Annotated in this window: 15 protein-coding genes; 6 read left to right on the forward strand and 9 right to left on the reverse strand. The window is 49.0% G+C overall.

Going from position 1 to position 17,946, the window contains the following annotated elements:
• Positions 1-5: 5 nt before the first annotated feature.
• The gene (gene yccS / locus GC128_RS00700) at positions 6-2,141 is read left to right on the forward strand and encodes a YccS family putative transporter (RefSeq protein WP_151992681.1); all 2,136 of its coding nucleotides are present in this window, start codon (positions 6-8) and stop codon (positions 2,139-2,141) included.
• On the opposite strand, the gene GC128_RS00705 is transcribed toward yccS, so the two are convergent.
• Positions 2,138-2,752: a TfoX/Sxy family DNA transformation protein gene (locus GC128_RS00705; RefSeq protein ID WP_151992682.1), complete on the reverse strand. Its 615-nt coding sequence runs from the start codon at positions 2,750-2,752 to the stop codon at positions 2,138-2,140. The genes yccS and GC128_RS00705 overlap by 4 nt on opposite strands.
• Positions 2,753-2,972: 220 nt before the next feature.
• Here GC128_RS00705 and sulA point away from each other — a divergent pair, with 220 nt between their 5' ends.
• A complete protein-coding gene (gene sulA / locus GC128_RS00710) occupies positions 2,973-3,482 on the forward strand; it encodes an SOS-induced cell division inhibitor SulA (protein WP_151992683.1) in 510 nt (169 codons plus the stop codon).
• Positions 3,483-3,841: 359 nt separating this feature from the next.
• Positions 3,842-4,915: a porin OmpA gene (gene ompA, locus GC128_RS00715; RefSeq protein WP_151992684.1), complete on the forward strand. Its 1,074-nt coding sequence runs from the start codon at positions 3,842-3,844 to the stop codon at positions 4,913-4,915.
• 105 nt (positions 4,916-5,020) lie between these two features.
• Here ompA and matP read toward each other — a convergent pair whose 3' ends face one another.
• Positions 5,021-5,473 (reverse strand): macrodomain Ter protein MatP, encoded by a 453-nt coding sequence (matP, locus tag GC128_RS00720; protein WP_151992685.1) that lies wholly within the window; start codon positions 5,471-5,473, stop codon positions 5,021-5,023.
• Positions 5,474-5,648: 175 nt separating this feature from the next.
• On the opposite strand from matP, the gene GC128_RS00725 reads away from it, so the two are divergent.
• Positions 5,649-7,403: an AAA family ATPase gene (locus GC128_RS00725; protein WP_151992686.1), complete on the forward strand. Its 1,755-nt coding sequence runs from the start codon at positions 5,649-5,651 to the stop codon at positions 7,401-7,403.
• Positions 7,404-7,471: 68 nt separating this feature from the next.
• On the forward strand, positions 7,472-7,990 hold the full coding sequence (gene fabA / locus GC128_RS00730; protein ID WP_034456318.1) for a bifunctional 3-hydroxydecanoyl-ACP dehydratase/trans-2-decenoyl-ACP isomerase: 519 nt from the start codon (positions 7,472-7,474) through the stop codon (positions 7,988-7,990).
• Between the two features lie 185 nt (positions 7,991-8,175).
• Here fabA and rmf read toward each other — a convergent pair whose 3' ends face one another.
• The 6 genes from rmf to rlmKL form a co-directional block, all read right to left on the reverse strand.
• A complete protein-coding gene (gene rmf, locus GC128_RS00735) occupies positions 8,176-8,343 on the reverse strand; it encodes a ribosome modulation factor (protein ID WP_034456319.1) in 168 nt (55 codons plus the stop codon).
• 258 nt (positions 8,344-8,601) lie between these two features.
• Entirely contained in the window at positions 8,602-9,168 is a 567-nt protein-coding gene (gene pqiC, locus GC128_RS00740) for a membrane integrity-associated transporter subunit PqiC (protein ID WP_151992687.1), read from the reverse strand.
• Positions 9,165-10,805: an intermembrane transport protein PqiB gene (gene pqiB / locus GC128_RS00745; protein WP_151992688.1), complete on the reverse strand. Its 1,641-nt coding sequence runs from the start codon at positions 10,803-10,805 to the stop codon at positions 9,165-9,167. The genes pqiC and pqiB overlap by 4 nt, the downstream gene beginning before the upstream one ends.
• Complete coding sequence (gene pqiA / locus GC128_RS00750; protein WP_151992689.1) at positions 10,795-12,063, reverse strand: membrane integrity-associated transporter subunit PqiA; 1,269 nt, start codon at positions 12,061-12,063, stop codon at positions 10,795-10,797. Before pqiA ends, pqiB begins: the two co-directional genes overlap by 11 nt.
• A 16-nt stretch (positions 12,064-12,079) precedes the next feature.
• Positions 12,080-13,987, reverse strand: a complete 1,908-nt coding sequence (locus GC128_RS00755) for an ABC transporter ATP-binding protein (RefSeq protein ID WP_151992690.1) — start codon at positions 13,985-13,987, stop codon at positions 12,080-12,082.
• A 5-nt stretch (positions 13,988-13,992) separates the two neighbouring features.
• Positions 13,993-16,110 (reverse strand): bifunctional 23S rRNA (guanine(2069)-N(7))-methyltransferase RlmK/23S rRNA (guanine(2445)-N(2))-methyltransferase RlmL, encoded by a 2,118-nt coding sequence (gene rlmKL / locus GC128_RS00760; RefSeq protein WP_151992691.1) that lies wholly within the window; start codon positions 16,108-16,110, stop codon positions 13,993-13,995.
• A 124-nt stretch (positions 16,111-16,234) separates the two neighbouring features.
• Between rlmKL and GC128_RS00765 the strand changes: the two genes are divergently transcribed.
• Positions 16,235-17,347 carry a YcbX family protein gene (locus GC128_RS00765; protein ID WP_151992692.1) on the forward strand — a complete coding sequence of 371 codons (1,113 nt, stop codon included), beginning with the start codon at positions 16,235-16,237 and terminating at the stop codon, positions 17,345-17,347.
• Here GC128_RS00765 and zapC read toward each other — a convergent pair.
• The gene (zapC, locus tag GC128_RS00770) at positions 17,344-17,886 is read right to left on the reverse strand and encodes a cell division protein ZapC (protein ID WP_151992693.1); all 543 of its coding nucleotides are present in this window, start codon (positions 17,884-17,886) and stop codon (positions 17,344-17,346) included. The genes GC128_RS00765 and zapC overlap by 4 nt on opposite strands.
• Between the last annotated feature and the right edge of the window lie 60 nt (positions 17,887-17,946).

Consider the following 17,946-nt stretch of genomic DNA (forward strand, 5'->3'; position numbering starts at 1 on the left):
TATTAATGCTTAGCCCAATTCTGCGCCGCTATACCTGGAACAGCACCTGGCTCTATAACTTACGTATTTTCATTGCGCTTACGGGCACCGCTGCCTTCCCATGGTGGTTGGGCGAGGTCAAGCTCACTATTCCGTTAACGCTTGGCGTTGTTGCCGCAGCTCTTGCAGATTTAGATGACCGTCTCACCGGGCGTTTACGTAATCTTCTGATTACTTTGGTTAGTTTCTTCATCGCTTCCGCATCGGTGGAGTTGTTATATCCATGGCCTGTACTGTTTGGTATTGGGCTAATGGTTTCCACCAGCGGGTTTATTCTTCTGGGAGGATTAGGTCAGCGTTACGCCACTATCGCTTTTGGGGCGCTGCTTATCGCCATCTATACCATGCTCGGCATTTCTTTGTACGATCACTGGTATCAACAACCTATTTTGCTGTTGGCAGGTGCCATCTGGTACAACTTACTGACACTTGCTGGGCATCTTATATTCCCGATTCGACCGCTTCAGGATAACCTGGCACGCTGTTATGAAAGCCTCGCGCGTTATCTCGAAGTCAAAGCAACCCTATTTGACCCCGATATCGAAGAAGAAAGTCAGGCACCAATGCTTGAACTTGCGATGGCGAATAGCCAGCTTGTGACAATGTTGAATCAAACCAAAGGCTCGTTGCTGACACGCTTACGCGGAGATCGTGGGCAGCGAGGCACTCGGCGGACTCTGCACTACTATTTTGTCGCTCAGGATATTCATGAGCGCGCCAGCTCTTCCCACATCCAGTACCAGGCACTGCGCGATAAGTTTCGCTACAGCGACATCATGTTTCGCTTTCAACGCCTGTTAACCATGCAATCTCAGGCCTGTTTGCAGCTTTCACGCTCCGTTTTATTACGCGTGAAATATCAACATGACCCACGGTTCGAGCGAGCGTTTACCCATCTTGACGCCGCCATTGAGAGATTAAAAACGGATCAGTCTCTGGCCAGCGAATTAAAAGCACTTGGCTTCCTGGTGAGTAATTTGCGCGCCATTGATGCTCAGTTAGCAACTATTGAATCTGAACAAGCCCTCGCCGCTCCGCACAGCGATATTGAAAACCGACTGTTGGATGATCGCTTAACTGGCTTTGGTGATATCTGGCAGCGATTAAAACGGAATTTAACACCAGAATCAGCGTTATTCCGCCATGCGGTGCGCATGTCCGTTGTACTATGCGTCGGCTATGCGTTTATTCAATTCACCGGGTTAAAACATGGCTACTGGATACTGTTGACCAGCCTTTTTGTTTGCCAGCCTAACTACAGCGCCACTCGCCGACGCTTGGCTTTGCGTATTATTGGTACTTTGGTGGGCGTGGCCGTCGGGCTTCCGGTATTGTTCTTTGTGCCATCAATTGAAGGACAGCTTGTTTTAATTGTGATTACCGGCGTGCTGTTCTTTGCTTTTCGCAACGTACAATATGCGCACGCCACCATGTTTATCACCTTGCTAGTGTTGCTCTGTTTCAACCTGTTGGGCGAAGGGTTTGAAGTCGCAATGCCACGTATCTTCGATACCTTATTAGGATGTGCCATAGCCTGGGCCGCAGTAAGTTTTATCTGGCCTGACTGGCGTTTTCGCAGATTGCCATTAGTGGTGGAGCGTGCATTTAACGCTAACTGCCGTTATCTGGATGCGATTCTTGAGCAATATCACCAGGGTCGTGACAATAGGCTTGAGTACCGTATTGCACGCCGGGATGCACATAACAAAGATGCTGAACTGGCTTCTGTTGTGTCGAATATGTCGTCTGAACCGCGTGTTTCACCGGAGATGCGGGAAACAGCATTTCGACTATTGTGCCTGAATCATACCTTCAACAGCTATATTTCAGCGTTGGGTGCACATCGTGAAAGACTGACCAACGAGGATATTTTGCTCCTGCTTGATGATGCTGTGTGCTACGTCGACGATGCACTTCATCACCTGCCAACAGATGAAGAGCGAGTACAAAAAGCACTTCAGGGACTATCTGAACGTATAACCACACTTGAACCGCAACCAGACTCCAAAGAGCCACTGGTGCTTCAGCAGGTTGGTCTGCTGGTTGCGCTATTACCTGAGATATCGCGCCTTCAACAACTTGTGTCGCAACAACACGATTAACGCCTTTGGCGTTTCTCGTAATGATGCCCCCACTCGACCAACTCCTGGCGCGTTGCCGCCGGGAGTGCAGCCTCATGAATTCCGCAAATAGCACCAGCTAATGCCAGCAATACCTGTACGCCAAGCCCTTTCTTAATGCCTCTAAGCTTTATCCAGGAGCGCTTTGCGCCGTAGGCATGAAGGGTACGCACATCGGCAATACCGACTTCCCACAACATCATTTCCAGACTGTGCGTTAAATTGGGTAAATCTTTAAGCCTTTGCTGAGCACGCTGCCGGGATTTTTGGCGCCGGGCACTGAATAGAGCATCCATTGACAGTTGCACTAGCTTTTCCCGATCGCTCCACAACCCCTCATCAACGCGGTAATAATTGAGTTCAATAGTACGTCCACGTTTATTGTAAAGCAGAGGCGGTGAGGCTCGTTTAACAAAATAGACTTCCGTTTGTTCACAAGCTCGCAGGTAGAGCTCCCCTTCTGAAACCATAGCAAACACAACATTTTCTACCGTCAGGCTATATCCACCAAATAGCGATCGGCAGCCTATTTCCCCTAGTGGAGATAAGTATTCTTTGGACTGATGAATCCTTGCATATGATTTATTTTTCATGAATATATCCCTAAATATCATGTAGTAACGCATCATCACGGTTTATTACTGCTTCCTGTAGTACGAAAATAAGTAACCTAATCACTCACCGCAATCACATTCTCACTTTCCGTCGAATTACATGATGAAATTGCGAGACACTTTCCGAAATTTAGATTGATCTTTATCCAAACAGGCATTACTGTATATCCATACAGTAACCCATCAGGCGGGATTAACTATGCATTCACATAACGTTCGAACTCAGGTTGCCACTGTTACAAATGCTGTGCCTTCTGTGGCCCAGTCATCAGCAGGTAACAAAATTAAAGGGTTGATCAGTGAAGTGATCTACAGCGAAGATCAGCCATGGGTTACACAGCTGGTTTTATTGCCACTGCTTCAACAACTGGGGCAACAGTCACGCTGGCAGCTGTGGCTAACACCACAGCAGAAATTAAGTCGTCAGTGGGTACAATCAGCAGGTCTTCCGCTGGCAAAAGTTATGCACGTGAGCCAGTTAGATCCACTTTTCACAGTAGATGCTATGGTAAAAGCATTACAGACAGGAAATTACAGTGTTGTTATCGGTTGGTTACCGGAAGAATTGACGGATGAAGAGCATTCGCAACTGTCATCTGCCGCCGAAATAGGGAATGCGATCGGCTTCATTATGCGTCCAATCCGTATCTCGGAAACAGGGTGTCGACCACGAAGTGAGCTAAAAATTCATTCTAGTTTGTATCATTAAGTAAATTTAAGAGAATTCCTGGAACTTTTTATGAACTCTTGACAATTCATTGTGAATTATCAAGAATCCGCGTCCCAAGCCGCTCCAGGCGGCCTTCCAGCAAATCTTTAGAGTGTGAATTACGCGCAAAAATGTTAAAAAATGTGTATACAAGTCGTTTTTTTTCATATGCCTGACGGACTTCACACTTGTAAGTTTTAAACTACGTTGTAGACTTTAGCTCGCCAGGGTTGCTCTTCATAACACCGATTGATCGGTAGAGTAACAAGTGAGCATAAACTCGGGCGAAGGATTTAACCCTGGGCTTTAGAGCGATTTTAAAGCTCATGGCCTTTTTGGATGATAATGAGGCGCAAAAAATGAAAAAGACAGCTATCGCGATTGCAGTGGCACTGGCTGGCTTCGCTACCGTAGCGCAAGCCGCACCGAAAGATAATACCTGGTATGCAGGTGGTAAGTTGGGTTGGTCCCAGTTCCATGACACCGGTTTCTACGGAAACGGCTATAAGGACAACAACGGCCCAACTCACAACAGCCAACTGGGTGCTGGTGCGTTCGGTGGTTACCAGGTTAACCCGTACGTTGGTTTTGAAATGGGTTACGACTGGTTAGGTCGTATGCCATATAAAGGCAGCGTTGATAACGGTGCTTTCAAAGCGCAAGGCGTTCAACTGGCTGCTAAATTGAGCTACCCAATTGCTGACGATCTGGACCTGTATACTCGTCTGGGTGGTATGGTTTGGCGTGCAGACTCTAAAGGTAACTACAACAACGGTACTACTCGCCTGAGCGATCACGATACCGGTGTTTCTCCTTTGGCTGCTGTTGGTCTTGAATATGCAATCACCCGTGATATCGCAACTCGTCTGGATTACCAGTGGGTTAGCAACATCGGTGACGCGCAAACAGTGGGTACTCGTCCAGACAACGGCATGCTGAGCCTGGGTGTTTCTTACCGTTTCGGTCAGGGCGAAGTTGCAGCTCCAGTAGTAGCTCCAGCTCCAGCACCAGCTCCAGAAGTACAGACCAAGCACTTCACTCTGAAGTCTGATGTTCTGTTCAACTTCAACAAAGCAACTCTGAAACCAGAAGGTCAGCAAGCACTGGATCAGCTGTATACTCAGTTGAGCAACCTCGACCCGAAAGATGGTTCTGTTGTAGTTCTGGGCTTCACCGACCGTATCGGTTCCGATCAATACAACAACAAACTGTCTGAAAAACGTGCACAGTCAGTTGTTGATTACCTGATCTCTAAAGGTATCCCAGCTAACAAGATCTCCCCACGCGGTATGGGCGAATCTAACCCAGTTACTGGCAACACCTGTGATAACGTAGCTCCTAAAGCTAAACTGATTGATTGCTTGGCTCCAGATCGTCGCGTAGAGATCGAAGTTAAAGGTATCAAAGACGTTGTAACTCAGCCTGCGGCATAAGTTACCGTTATAAAAAAACCCCGCTAAGGCGGGGTTTTTTGTTTTTATTCTTTGGTGGATACCCAGAACCCAAAAATAGAACTCTGGGTCAATACAACCGCCCCTCTACTCTTTGCCTAGCAAAGCCTGGAGATCCTGTTTGAGCGATGACATCTGATTGGCGTATTGCTCTTTACGCTCAGCATCTTCAATCAATTGCACAATAGTTTCTGAGAGAGTGCATCCTCGTCGATGAGCAAGCCCTGCTAACCGCTGCCAAACCAAATATTCAAGGTCGATGGACTTCTTACGGGTATGTTGATGCTCGGCATTAAAGTGCCTTTTACGCCGCGCACGGATAGTTTGCTTCATACGATTATGAAGCTCTGGATTCATATGTTTCTCAATCCAACTCAACACAAGCACAGGTTCATTTTCGAAGCGTAACAGTTCATCAACGGCTTCTTTCGCCGCACTAGCTTCGATGTAACGTGTAATTAATTCGCCTTCGCGGTGTTTTTTGACCAGATACTTCCACTTCCAGCCGCTCTCGAGATTTTCCAACTGTTGATATTTCATTGCGATCTCAGTGTGACCGTGTAACTCATTTCAGAATAACAGTTTTTTTTATTTTCGCTTACCTGAAAAATGAAAGCTGTGAGCTAAGTAAACTTGCCGCTCCGCATAAACCGTGTGCTGCCTTCCCTATTCTTGTATAATCGCGCCTTTGACATCTAATTAATAAATAGCGACTTTGACGACTAATCGACTTGAATGGCGTGCTCTTGTACCTGATACCGAAAGCTATCAGGAAATTTTCGCACAGCCTTATGATTCCGAAACTGCCCCTTTCTCCGCTGTGCAACCCCGTCTGTCTTACGGACTGGTGCAGCTCAGCCAACCGGTAGCCTCGGCCGATCTGATGCTGGTAAAAGCCGCTGAAGAAGCCGAATACCTTAATCTTATTACCGAAGCAGCACGCGAGTGCTGGTCGCATGACAACGCTCTGACGGGCGGTCATTATCTGGTAGAAGGCAGTCACGTAACGTTACGCCCGGCCGAGTCCGCAGAAGACAATTTTGCGGGGCTGTCTGAGGTTGTCGCTGCCGACTGGATTGAAGCGGACCAGCTGTTTGGCTGCGTGCGTCAGTTTGCAGGCGAAATTACTCTGACTCCAGGCCTGGTTCACCGTGCAAACGGTGGCATTCTGGTGCTGTCATTGCGCAGTGTGCTCGCACAACCGCTATTGTGGTTACGCCTAAAGCAAATGGTCATTCAGGGTCGCTTCGACTGGATTTCACCTGACGAAACGCGTCCTCTGCCAATTAATATTCCTTCATTACCATTGAGCCTGAAACTGGTTCTGGTAGGCGAGCGCGAATCGCTGGCAGACTTCCAGGATATGGAACCTGAGCTGGCTACTTCGGCGATTTATAGCGAATTTGAAGAAAACCTGCAGATCGCCTCTGCTGATGATATGGCGTTATGGTGCCAGTGGATTTACGCGGTAGCCAAATCAAAATCTCTGCCTACCCCTGCAACTGATGCATGGCAAGTGTTAATCCGTGAAGCCGTGCGTTATACCGGTGACCAGGAAACACTGCCGCTATGCCCATCGTGGATTAGCCGTCAGTTGCGCGAAGTTGCCGCCTTTACTGAAGAAGAAAGTTTCGGTGCTGACGAACTAACGCAAATGCTGGCACAACGTGAGTGGCGTGAAGGTTATCTTGCTGAACGTATGCAAGATGAAATTCTGCTTGAGCAGATCCTCATCGAAACTGAAGGTGAAATGGTCGGGCAGATCAATGCCCTGTCGGTGATTGAGTTCCCTGGGCATCCACGTGCATTTGGTGAACCTTCTCGTATCAGCTGTGTGGTGCATGTCGGTGATGGTGAGTTTACTGACGTTGAACGCAAAGCGGAGCTGGGCGGCAATATTCATGCGAAAGGCATGATGATCATGCAGGCATTTTTAATGTCTGAATTACAACTTGACCAGCAAATCCCCTTCTCTGCATCTCTGACTTTTGAACAGTCTTATAGTGAAGTGGATGGCGACAGCGCCTCAATGGCCGAACTTTGCGCATTAATCAGCGCACTGGCAAATGTACCTATTTATCAGCATATTGCGGTGACAGGTTCCGTAGACCAGTTTGGTCGAGTGCAACCGGTTGGCGGCCTGAATGAGAAGATTGAAGGTTTCTTCCGTATTTGCCAGCAACGCGAGTTTACCGGCAAGCAAGGCGTGATTATTCCTGTTTCCAATGTGCGTCACCTTTGCCTGCACCAGGACGTTCTGGATGCTGTAGAACAAGGGCAATTCACCATTTGGGCCATCGATGATGTCACTGATGCACTACCCTTATTAACAAATCTGCCCTGGGATGGCGAAGGGCAAAATACGCTCATGCGTGCGGTACAAGAGCGAATCGCTCAGGCATCCGCGCAAGATATTCGGCACCGCTATCCATGGCCACTGCGTTGGCTCAATTGGTTCAATCAAAACTGATCGGACTTGTTGAGCGTACACGTGTTAGCTAACATGCGTGCTTCATTACAATAAGGCTTACTGTAAACATGGTAGATAAACGCGAATCCTATACAAAAGAAGATCTTCTTGCCTCTGGTCGTGGCGAACTGTTTGGTGCTGAAGGCCCACGTTTGCCTGCGCCATCCATGCTGATGATGGACCGCGTCGTCAAGATGACCGAAGACGGTGGTAACTTCGATAAAGGTTACGTTGAAGCAGAATTAGATATTAATCCTGACCTGTGGTTCTTCGGTTGCCACTTTATCGGCGATCCAGTAATGCCTGGTTGCCTGGGTCTGGATGCGATGTGGCAACTGGTAGGTTTTTACCTCGGCTGGTTAGGCGGTGAAGGTAAAGGCCGTGCACTGGGCGTGGGTGAAGTTAAACTCGCCGGCCAGATTCTGCCTACAGCGAAGAAAGTCACCTACCGTATTCACTTCAAACGCGTTATCAATCGCCGCCTGATTATGGGCCTGGCAGATGGTGAAGTGTTGGTTGATGGCCGTGTAATTTACACCGCCACCGATCTGAAAGTGGGTCTTTTCAAAGACACCACCGCTTTCTAAGCCTGATTTTATACCCAAAATAATTCGAGTGGCATCGAGGCGGCAAGAGAGCAAGTCCCGATGAGCTTACATAAGTAAGTGATTCGGGCGCGTGAACGAGCCAACAAAGATGCAGCTCGAAGTATGAAGGGTATAAACGCGAAACCTCCGCTATGCGGAGGTTTCTTTTTCTAAAGAGACAGTGATTACGCGGTAACCGCCCTGTCTTCCATGGCTTCTCGCCAGCCTCCCATCCAGTACGACCTTTGATTCAGTGTCTGATAGGGACACATCTCTTTGGAGCGTCCGACGATACCTGCTTGATAACCACGTTGATGAGCCCGTTCCAGGCGATCTCGTTTTTGTCTCTTCATGCCTCGTTTCCCTCATTTCTATATAATCTGGTGGAAAGAAAACAGTGGCCACAAAACGTGCAACCACATATAAGCAATAACTCCTAAAGCCTCTATCGTCAATGCGCAAAATTCACGCCAATGTCATAAATGTGAGCTACAAGAGTTTTGTTTTGCACAAAAAGTGTGAGAACGCATGGGTAACAAATTAATGCCAAAAGAAAAGCTGCGTTCCGCTTAGTAGGCGAATGACGCAGCTTTTTTGTGCTACTGAGGTAATTAGTTAAAGCGTGTCAGCTCACCAGCGATACTTTTCGCTTCTTGCTGCCAGGCCTGAGCTAAGGTTTTCACCATGGCATCGTAACCATCAGCTTCTTGCTTCAGCTCAACGTGGAACGGACGTTTAATCAATTGCCCCTGATGTTTGAGCAACCACTCGCCACTTACAATCACTTTCCCGTCATAACGTCCGTGAAAACCGGTCACGTTAACATTCAGAGTATCCTGATCATTGCCTAGTGGTTGTGATGCCACAACCCAACCAGGTAACGCGCTACTCAGATTGCTGACAAGAGTATTTCGCAATTGCTGATCCAACGGACTTGCCCACAAATTGCTGGAGGCAATGACGTACTGCACCTCACTGGTCTGATAAACCACGCCATTGCCGGCGAGGTAATCAGGAACTGCAACCTGCTCTACCCACAATAAATGAGTTCCAGGCTGGCTCACAGCCTGCATAGCAGGTGCGGAGCTTTGAGGTAGCTGGTAATAGGTCTTTCCATTATCGCTGCTGCTACAGGCCGTTAGAGCCAATGCAACAAAGAGTGGGAGCCATTTTTTCATTCTTTCGCCCTCTTCGGCTGGGGATCTTTTTTATCCTTCGCTTCAAAGACCAGCGAATTGCTCTTATCGTTCAACGTGCGCAGTACAGGCTGCAATTCACGCAGAACCTGATCAAGACGCTGCATATCGGCCACCATCTTGTTGTAGGCCGCAGAACCCGGCTGGAAGCCCTGCATACTGCGATTGAGTTCACGCAGCGTTGACTGCATATCTTCAGGCAACGATTGCATCGACTTATTCGCGGTGATCTTGTTCAGATTATCCAGCGTCTGCTGCAAGCGCTTCATCGTTTTCTGGCTTTCAGCAAGCGAATTGGTGGTCTGTTCAATCATCGGATTGAGCGGCAAGTTGTTAATCTTATCCAGTGTCTCCAGCAAGCGTTGTTGGATTTGCGCCAGTCCACCACTCATCGTTGGGATTATCGGGTAACCCGCAAATGTCGGTAACTCGGTTACTGGCGGCGCTTTAGGATTGAAATCCAGGTCGATAAACAGTGCCCCGGTAACAATGCTGCCCGTTTTCATAGACGCCCGTAAACCACGTTTAATCAGGGCTGTCATGTTGTCCTGAATATGGACATCATCACCGACCAGATTTTGCAAACGCTCAGGTTCAAGACGGATCAGAACCGGAATACGGAAGTCATCATTGATCTTCTGGCGCATTCCATCGGTAAAGAATGGCACCTTCGCCACGGTTCCCAATCGAATACCGCGGAACTCAACTGGTGCACCTGGTTGCAGGCCACGCACTGAATCTTTAAAGAACATCAGGTAGTCAATGTGATCGGTATACAGAGAATCCTGAATGCTTTTCTGATCGTCGAAGAGGTTGAACTCGCTACCCGGTTTCGCAGGTTTACCAAGCTCCCAACCTTCTGGCACGTCAAAACTAACACCGCCGCTAAACAGCGTTGTAAGAGACCCCATCTCTACGCGCATACCTTGTGAAGACATATCAACGGCAATACCGCTGTCTTTCCAGAAGCGTACGTTACTGGTCACCAGGCGATCGTTTGGCGCACTGATGAATAGCTGATAACTGATGCTACGTTTCGCAGGATCAAAGGTGCTCGTTTCCACTGACCCAACTCTGTAGCCACGGAACAGCACCGGGTCACCTGGAGAAAGCTGCCCTGCTTTATTACTGTCGAGGGTAACGCGGATACCTTTAGCATCAGGTGGTGCCAATGGAGGAGCATCCAGCAAATCATATTTAGCGGATTGCGATCCCTTATTGCCCGGTTGCAGTTCGATATAAGCACCGGAGAGCAGAGTACCAAGCCCGGAAATACCTTCACGCCCGACTTGCGGCTTAACGACCCAAAATACTGTGTCATTATGCAGAAGTTTTTCCATGCCCGAATTCAGCCGGGCTGTAATTTCGACGTGAAGCAAATCGTCTGACAACACCGCACTTTCCACCACGCCCACATTAACGCTGCGGCTTTTAATCATGGTTTTCCCACCTTCAATACCTTCGGCATTAGTGGTAATCAGCGTGACTTCAGGCCCTTGATGGCTGTAGTGATAAAATAAGATCCACGCACCGATTAGCACGGTTACGATAGGGAAAATCCATACCGGGGACCAATTTTTCACCTTTGCTACTTTTGCTTCCCCGCTTTTATTTTCCATGCTCAGACGACTCCTCATGAGTTGAATCCGGTGCGCGATCCCAGGACAAGCGAGGGTCAAAGGTCATCGCTGCAAACATTGTCAAAATCACTACAAATGCAAACATCACGGCTCCGATCGCCGGGTAGATACTCATCAATCCTCCCATACGCACCAGGGCCGATAATACCGCTATAACGAACACGTCGATCATTGACCAACGCCCGACAAATTCGACCACCTCGTAGATCAAATGCATTCTTTCACTGTCACGCTGACCGTGGCCTTTAGCATCCCAGCACAACCAGGCAATCGCTAACATTTTCAGTGTCGGAACCAAAATACTGGCGATGAAAATAACTCCAGCAACCGGATAAGAGCCTTCGCTCCACAACAAAATAACCCCGGCAATAATCGTCGACGGGATTTTGCTGCCCAGTACTTCAGTTATCATGATGGGCAATATATTTGCGGGTAGGTAAAGCATAATTGAAGTCAGCAGCAGAGCGAGTGTCCATTGCAAGCTATGACGGCGACGAACATACCCTTTGGTTTCGCAGCGCGGACAAATTTCCTGATCCTCTGGCACGATTGCTGTGCAGCATGAACAAGAGCGCAACCCCTGGCGAAGGCCTGATACACCGACTTTAAGCGGTACCGAAATCGACGGTTCAGGCGCAATATCATCCCAAAGCCAGCGCCGGTCCACACACTGGAAAGCCCGGAGTTGCAACACACAGAACAGGCACCACGGAATAAAACTGCTCCCGACGCCAATGTCGCCGTAAGCCATTAATTTGACGAAACTCACCAAGACGCCCGCAAGAAAAATTTCGGCCATACCCCAGGACTTTAGCTGGAATAGGATTCGTGCCAGGCGCTTTTTAAGAGTTAGTGGTAATGCCACCTGGTTAACCAATAACAAAATCGTGATTAAACAGAACGTAGGCACCGCCTGCACAAAGACCATAAAGAAAGTGCCGAGGCTTGCGTAGTCTTCATTGAACATGACGCCTGGAATTTCAAGCAGCGAAACTTCACTGCTCAGTCCTGCTACTTTCATGTTGATAAAGGGAAATAGGTTGGCGAGCAACAACATAAACAGTGCTGCCAGCGCATAAGCTGTGGGACGTTGACGTGGTGAGGACCACTGAGTGAGAAGTGTTGTACCGCAACGTGGACAGACGGCCTTATGGCCGTCCTCCAATACCGGTAGCGCGACCAGTAAGTCACATTGTGAGCATAATATGTGTGAACGATGATGATGCGTGGCACACATATCGTGTCTCCTTGTGTTACGCGCCGTTTTTCAGAGCTTCAAGATATTCCCAGCGTTCAAAAGCCTCTTCCAGTGCTTTTTCTGCCGTGGTCAGGTCGCTCAATGTTTTTTGTGTGACGTCGTGTGGCTGGTTGAAAAACTCAGCATCCCCGACCTTAGCCTGGATAGCTTCCAGTTCCGCCTCAAGTTGTTCAAGACGTTGTGGTAATTGCTCTAATTCACGTTGCAGGTTATAGCTTAGCTTGCTACTTGCACGTTTAACAACTTCCGCCTTTGCAGGCTGGTTGTTTTGCGCCTTATCTGCCACAGAGTGGCGCAAAGTTTGCGCAGATGCCTGTTGGCCTTTGGCGTCATGATAACCACCGACGTAACGACCAATCTTGCCTTCGCCTTCAAAAATCCAGCACTCGGTAACCGTGTTGTCCACAAATTGACGATCGTGGCTCACCAACATAACCGTGCCCTGGTAACCATCAATCAACTCTTCAAGTAATTCGAGCGTTTCGACATCCAGGTCATTCGTCGGTTCATCGAGAATCATCAAGTTGCTTGGTTTTAGGAATAACTTCGCCAGTAAAAGGCGGTTACGCTCACCACCAGACAACGCACGAACCGGAGTCATGGCGCGTTTCGGGTGGAAAAGGAAGTCCTGCAAGTAACCCAGTACATGGCGTGGCTTGCCGTTCACCATCACTTCTTGCTTACCTTCCGCCAGGTTGTCCATTACCGTACGATCAGGATCCAGCTCCGCGCGGTGTTGGTCAAAGTACGCAACTTCAAGCTTGGTACCGCAATGCACGCGCCCGCTATCCGCTTTCAACTGATCTAACATCAGTTTCAACAATGTGGTTTTGCCACAACCGTTTGGCCCCACCAGCGCGATTTTGTCGCTGCGCTGCACCTGGGCTGAGAAATCCGACACCAGGTTTTTGTTAGCGATCTGGTAAAACACGTTTTCCATTTCAAAGACGATCTTGCCGGAACGCGCCGCTTCACCAACTTGCATTTTGGCGCTGCCCAACACTTCACGGCGCGCGCTACGTTCATTACGCATCGCTTTCAAGGCACGCACTCGGCCTTCGTTACGCGTACGGCGTGCTTTAATGCCCTGACGGATCCACACTTCTTCTTGAGCAAGTTTGCGATCAAACTCGGCGTTTTGCAGATCTTCAACACGCAGAGCTTCTTCTTTTGCCAACAGATACTGATCGTAATCGCCAGGGTAAGAAACCAGTTTGCCGCGATCAAGATCGACGATACGCGTCGCCATATTGCGAATAAATGAACGGTCGTGCGAGATGAAAATAATGCTGCCCTGGAACTCTTTCAGGAAACCTTCCAGCCAGTCGATAGCTTCGATATCCAGGTGGTTAGTTGGCTCATCAAGCAACAGAACGCGCGGAGAACTCACCAGCGCACGGCCCAGTGCCGCTTTACGCAACCAGCCGCCAGAAAGTGCCGACAGTTCAGTGTCAGCTTCCAGACCTAATTGTTCGAGCACTTCATTAATGCGGCTCTCCAGTTGCCAGAGATTCTGGTGATCAAGAATCTCCTGGATACGCGCCATTTCATTGAGGTTTTTATCGCTCGGGTCGGTCATCACTTTGTGGGAGATATCGTGATAGGCCTTGAGATACTCGGCCTGCTCTTCCACGCCTTCTGCAACGAAATCGTAAACCGTGCCCGCGACATTACGCGGAGGATCTTGTTGCAAACGCGCGACAATCAAATCCTGTTCGTAAACCATGCGCCCATCATCAAGCGGCACTTCACGGTTGAGGATTTTCATCAGTGTGGATTTACCTGCACCGTTACGGCCAACCAGACAGACGCGTTCGTTTTCTTCGATATGAAGTTCAGTGTTATCTAACAACGGTGCGTCGCTAAACGACAACCAGGCACCGTGCATACTAATTAATGACATGACAATTAATCCTTGGCTACGTGAGTAACGAGCCAGCAGTTATGAATTTGGCGATTACGGGCAAAATCTTGTGACAAGGTTTTCTGCGTGATTTCCTGAGCACTCAGACCCAGATTAGCCAGCCCGTCAAAGTCCATTTTGAAGCCACGTTTATTGTTGGAGAACATAATGGTGCCGCCCTGGCGCAACAGACGCTTAAGGTCTTTCATCAGCACGATATGGTCGCGCTGGACATCAAAAGATTCTTCCATACGTTTTGAGTTTGAGAACGTCGGTGGATCGATAAAAATCAGATCAAACTGTTCATCGGTTTCACGCAACCAGCCCAGGCAATCAGCCTGAACCAGGCGGTGTGCACGGCCACTCAAGCCGTTAAGACGCAAGTTACGCTCAGCCCACTCCAGGTAAGTACGAGACATATCGACGGTAGTCGTCGTTTTAGCACCACCTAACCCTGCGTGAACTGTCGCGCTGCCGGTATAAGCAAACAGGTTAAGGAAGTCTTTCCCTTTGCTCATTTTTCCCAGCATTTGGCGCGCAATACGGTGGTCGAGGAACAAACCGGTATCAAGATAGTCAGTCAGGTTGACCCATAGACGAGCGTTATATTCGCTCACTTCCATGAAGTCGCCCTTCTCATCCATTTTCTGATACTGACTTTTCCCTTTCTGGCGCTCACGGGTTTTCAGAATCAGACGGTTGGATGGCAATTCCAGTACAGACATTGTTGCAGCAATCACATCAAACAGACGCTGACGTGCTTTATTAGCATCAACCGTTTTCGGCGGCGCATATTCCTGAACCACAACCCACTCGCCGTAGCGGTCAACAGCAACGTTATAGTCTGGTAAATCGGCATCGTAAATTCGGTAGCATTCGATGCCTTCCTGCCGCGCCCATTTATCGAGTTTTTTGATATTTTTGCGCAGGCGGTTCGCGTAATCATCAGCGATCTGGCCTGATTGCGCACCCGTGCTGGTGGCAGATAATTGATAGTTTTTCTGCACACAATCCAGCGGGCCGTTCTTAGCTTTAAACTGGCGTTCGGCGCGCAATTGCAGGCAGCTTAGCAAATCCGGAGATGCACTAAACAGCGACAAATTCCAGCCGCCAAAATGGTTTTTCATATTGCGGCCAAGCAGGCTGTGCAACGCAATCAGCGCAGGTTCGCTATCCAGACGCTCACCGTATGGCGGGTTACTAACAACCGTACCAACCGGGCCTTCCGGCAGCGGATTGGTCAATTTAGCCACGTCTTTGACTTCGTAGCTGATGATATCGCCCAGACCCGCACGACGGGTGTTGGCGCGGGCGCGTTCAATCACGCGTGAGTCGTTATCCGAACCATAGAAACGCGAAGTGTATTCGCCGAGACCTTTACGTGCACGAACCTGCGCTTCGGTGGTGATCTCTTTCCACAGATCGAAATCATGGTTCGCCCAACCAAGGAAGCCCCAATGTTTGCGATGTAAACCAGGCGCACGATCGGTGGCGATCATCGCAGCCTCAATCAACAGCGTGCCGGAACCGCACATTGGATCGAGCAGCGGAGTACCCGGCTGCCAGCCTGAACGCATAACAATAGCTGATGCCAGCGTTTCTTTAATAGGAGCAGCGCCAGTGCTATCGCGGTAGCCGCGCTGATGTAGACCTTCGCCACTTAAATCCAGTGCAATACTAGCGGTGTCTTTATTCAGCCAGACGTTAATTCGCAGGTCTGGTTGTTCACGTTCAACGTTCGGGCGGGGCAGATTTTTACGGGTGAAGGAGTCGACAATTGCATCCTTCACTTTTAACGCGCCGTACTGACTGTTACGGATGACGTCATTCAGGCCGCTGAAATGCACTGCGAATGTGGCATCCGAGCCAAACAATGCAGGCCAGTCGATAGTCTGTACGCCCAGATATAAATCCAGGTCGCTATAAACACTGCATTCATTTAATGGCAGCAAAATGCGGGACGCAAGACGGCTCCACATCAAGCTTTGATAGAGCAGACGTGAGTCCCCCTGGTAATGTACGCCGCCCTGAACCACCTGGCATGCTTGCGCACCAAGGCCCTCCAGTTCAGTTTTTAATAGCTCTTCAAGCCCACGCGCCGTACTGGCAAACAGAGAATTCATATCGTCACTTAATCAGGTATAAAAAGAAAATTGTGGCGCATTATAGCCAATCCGCCACGCATGTCATAAAGTTGGCCTCTTATATTCTCTTTTTCTTCATTTATGCAAGGAGCGCGTGCGTATCATGATCACCCTATCCCAGCTTTATATTCACCCGGTGAAATCGATGCGCGGCCTTGCGCTCTCCCATGCACAGGCAACAACCAGCGGTTTAGCTTTTGACCGCATCTTTATGGTGACAGAACCTGACGGCACTTTTATTACCGCACGTCAGTTCCCGCAGATGGTGCTATTTACTCCGGCCATTATCCACGACGGTCTCTTTTTGAGTGCGCCAGACGGCAGTTCCGCCACAATACGCTTTAGCGATTTCCGGCCTGAGGCTGCGCCAACGGAAGTCTGGGGAAACCATTTCACCGCGCAAATTGCTCCAGATGACATTAACCAATGGCTAAGCGGTTTTTTCTCACGCCCGGTACAACTGCGCTGGCTGGGTGAAAATTTAACGCGCCGCGTTAAACGCCATGAAGAGGTACCACTCTCTTTTGCCGACGGTTTCCCATTCTTGCTGGCTAATGAAGCATCGCTGCGCGATTTGCAAAATCGCTGCCCGGCGAGTGTAAAAATGACGCAATTTCGCCCGAATATTGTGGTCACCGGCGCACAAGCCTGGGACGAAGATACCTGGCAAGTGGTGCGGATTGGCGGCGTAACATTTGATGTAGCAAAACCATGCAGCCGCTGTATTTTCACCACCGTCAGCCCGGAGCGTGGCCGTAAACATCCGAGTGGCGAGCCGCTGGCAACATTACAAAAATTCCGCACCGCACTGGATAATGGTGATGTCGATTTTGGCCAAAATCTGATTGCCCGCAATAGCGGTGTGATTCGTGTGGGTGATGAACTCGAAGTGCTGGCGACTAAACCTGCAAAAGTTTATGGCGCAGGAGTGACCGAAGAAACTCTTGAGCCTTTCGAGCAGCAAGAAAGTTTGGTGGCGATTGACTGGCAGGGTCAACAATTTCGCGGTAACAACCAACAAATTTTGCTGGAGCAACTCGAGCAACAAGGCATCCGTGTGCCCTACTCTTGCCGCGCCGGGATCTGTGGCAGTTGCCGAATTAAGTTAGTCAGCGGGGAAGTCAAAGCGTTGAAGAAAAATGCTATCAATGATGATGGCACAATCCTTTGCTGTAGTTGTATTCCTGCAGGAGATGTAGAGTTAGCGGGAAATTAAACCGCCTGATCAAGGTTAAGGGCGTGACTTGTTGGTTGCGGCCTTAATCTGTCATTCATCACTTTAATCGCATCACCGAGCTGCATGGTGCGGCCAGCAAGTTGCAAGCCTGGCTGTGCTAATAAACAAAGTGCAGCGTTATCACCCGTTTCTACCACCAGCAAATTCACCTGCTGCATATCGTCGCTTAACCACACACAGGCTGCATCGCCCGGTATTGGCTGCCAGCATTCCCCATGAGAAAGAAAGTGCCAGCTTTTTGGCATCTGCGGCTTGAGATAACGAATCGCTACGAGTGCATTTAATACCAGTTCAGCGCGCTGCTCTTTGCTTAATACGAGATCACGACATTTTTCTTCAAAAGAGAAAAATAGTGCTGCATCATCAACACAAAACCCTGTTTTTTCAAAGGCATCGGGAGTAAGCATTTTACGAGGGAAACGGGAACGGAAAAGCATGCCATTGGCTAAATCGAGCATCATTCGATCATGCTCCTCATCATAATACCAACGCCAATTATCGTCCGGTTTAATCCGCATAATTATTTGCCCTTATCCCCATATACCTGCGATTAGAAATATCCTTATCACCGCTTCGTA

The organism is Buttiauxella massiliensis (assembly GCF_902500225.1).
Taxonomy (GTDB): Bacteria; Pseudomonadota; Gammaproteobacteria; order Enterobacterales; family Enterobacteriaceae; genus Buttiauxella; species Buttiauxella massiliensis.

What these genes read in the sequence shown, in the direction of transcription:
- pqiC (WP_151992687.1), bottom strand. Translation starts at nt 9,168, where the DNA reads ATGAAAAAATGGCTCCCACTCTTTGTTGCATTGGCTCTAACGGCCTGT.
- matP (WP_151992685.1), bottom strand. Translation starts at nt 5,473, where the DNA reads ATGAAATATCAACAGTTGGAAAATCTCGAGAGCGGCTGGAAGTGGAAG.
- sulA (WP_151992683.1), top strand. Translation starts at nt 2,973, where the DNA reads ATGCATTCACATAACGTTCGAACTCAGGTTGCCACTGTTACAAATGCT.
- rlmKL (WP_151992691.1), bottom strand. Translation starts at nt 16,110, where the DNA reads ATGAATTCTCTGTTTGCCAGTACGGCGCGTGGGCTTGAAGAGCTATTA.
- fabA (WP_034456318.1), top strand. Translation starts at nt 7,472, where the DNA reads ATGGTAGATAAACGCGAATCCTATACAAAAGAAGATCTTCTTGCCTCT.
- GC128_RS00755 (WP_151992690.1), bottom strand. Translation starts at nt 13,987, where the DNA reads ATGTCATTAATTAGTATGCACGGTGCCTGGTTGTCGTTTAGCGACGCA.
- GC128_RS00765 (WP_151992692.1), top strand. Translation starts at nt 16,235, where the DNA reads ATGATCACCCTATCCCAGCTTTATATTCACCCGGTGAAATCGATGCGC.
- rmf (WP_034456319.1), bottom strand. Translation starts at nt 8,343, where the DNA reads ATGAAGAGACAAAAACGAGATCGCCTGGAACGGGCTCATCAACGTGGT.
- zapC (WP_151992693.1), bottom strand. Translation starts at nt 17,886, where the DNA reads ATGCGGATTAAACCGGACGATAATTGGCGTTGGTATTATGATGAGGAG.
- pqiB (WP_151992688.1), bottom strand. Translation starts at nt 10,805, where the DNA reads ATGGAAAATAAAAGCGGGGAAGCAAAAGTAGCAAAGGTGAAAAATTGG.
- yccS (WP_151992681.1), top strand. Translation starts at nt 6, where the DNA reads ATGCTTAGCCCAATTCTGCGCCGCTATACCTGGAACAGCACCTGGCTC.
- ompA (WP_151992684.1), top strand. Translation starts at nt 3,842, where the DNA reads ATGAAAAAGACAGCTATCGCGATTGCAGTGGCACTGGCTGGCTTCGCT.
- GC128_RS00705 (WP_151992682.1), bottom strand. Translation starts at nt 2,752, where the DNA reads ATGAAAAATAAATCATATGCAAGGATTCATCAGTCCAAAGAATACTTA.
- pqiA (WP_151992689.1), bottom strand. Translation starts at nt 12,063, where the DNA reads ATGTGTGCCACGCATCATCATCGTTCACACATATTATGCTCACAATGT.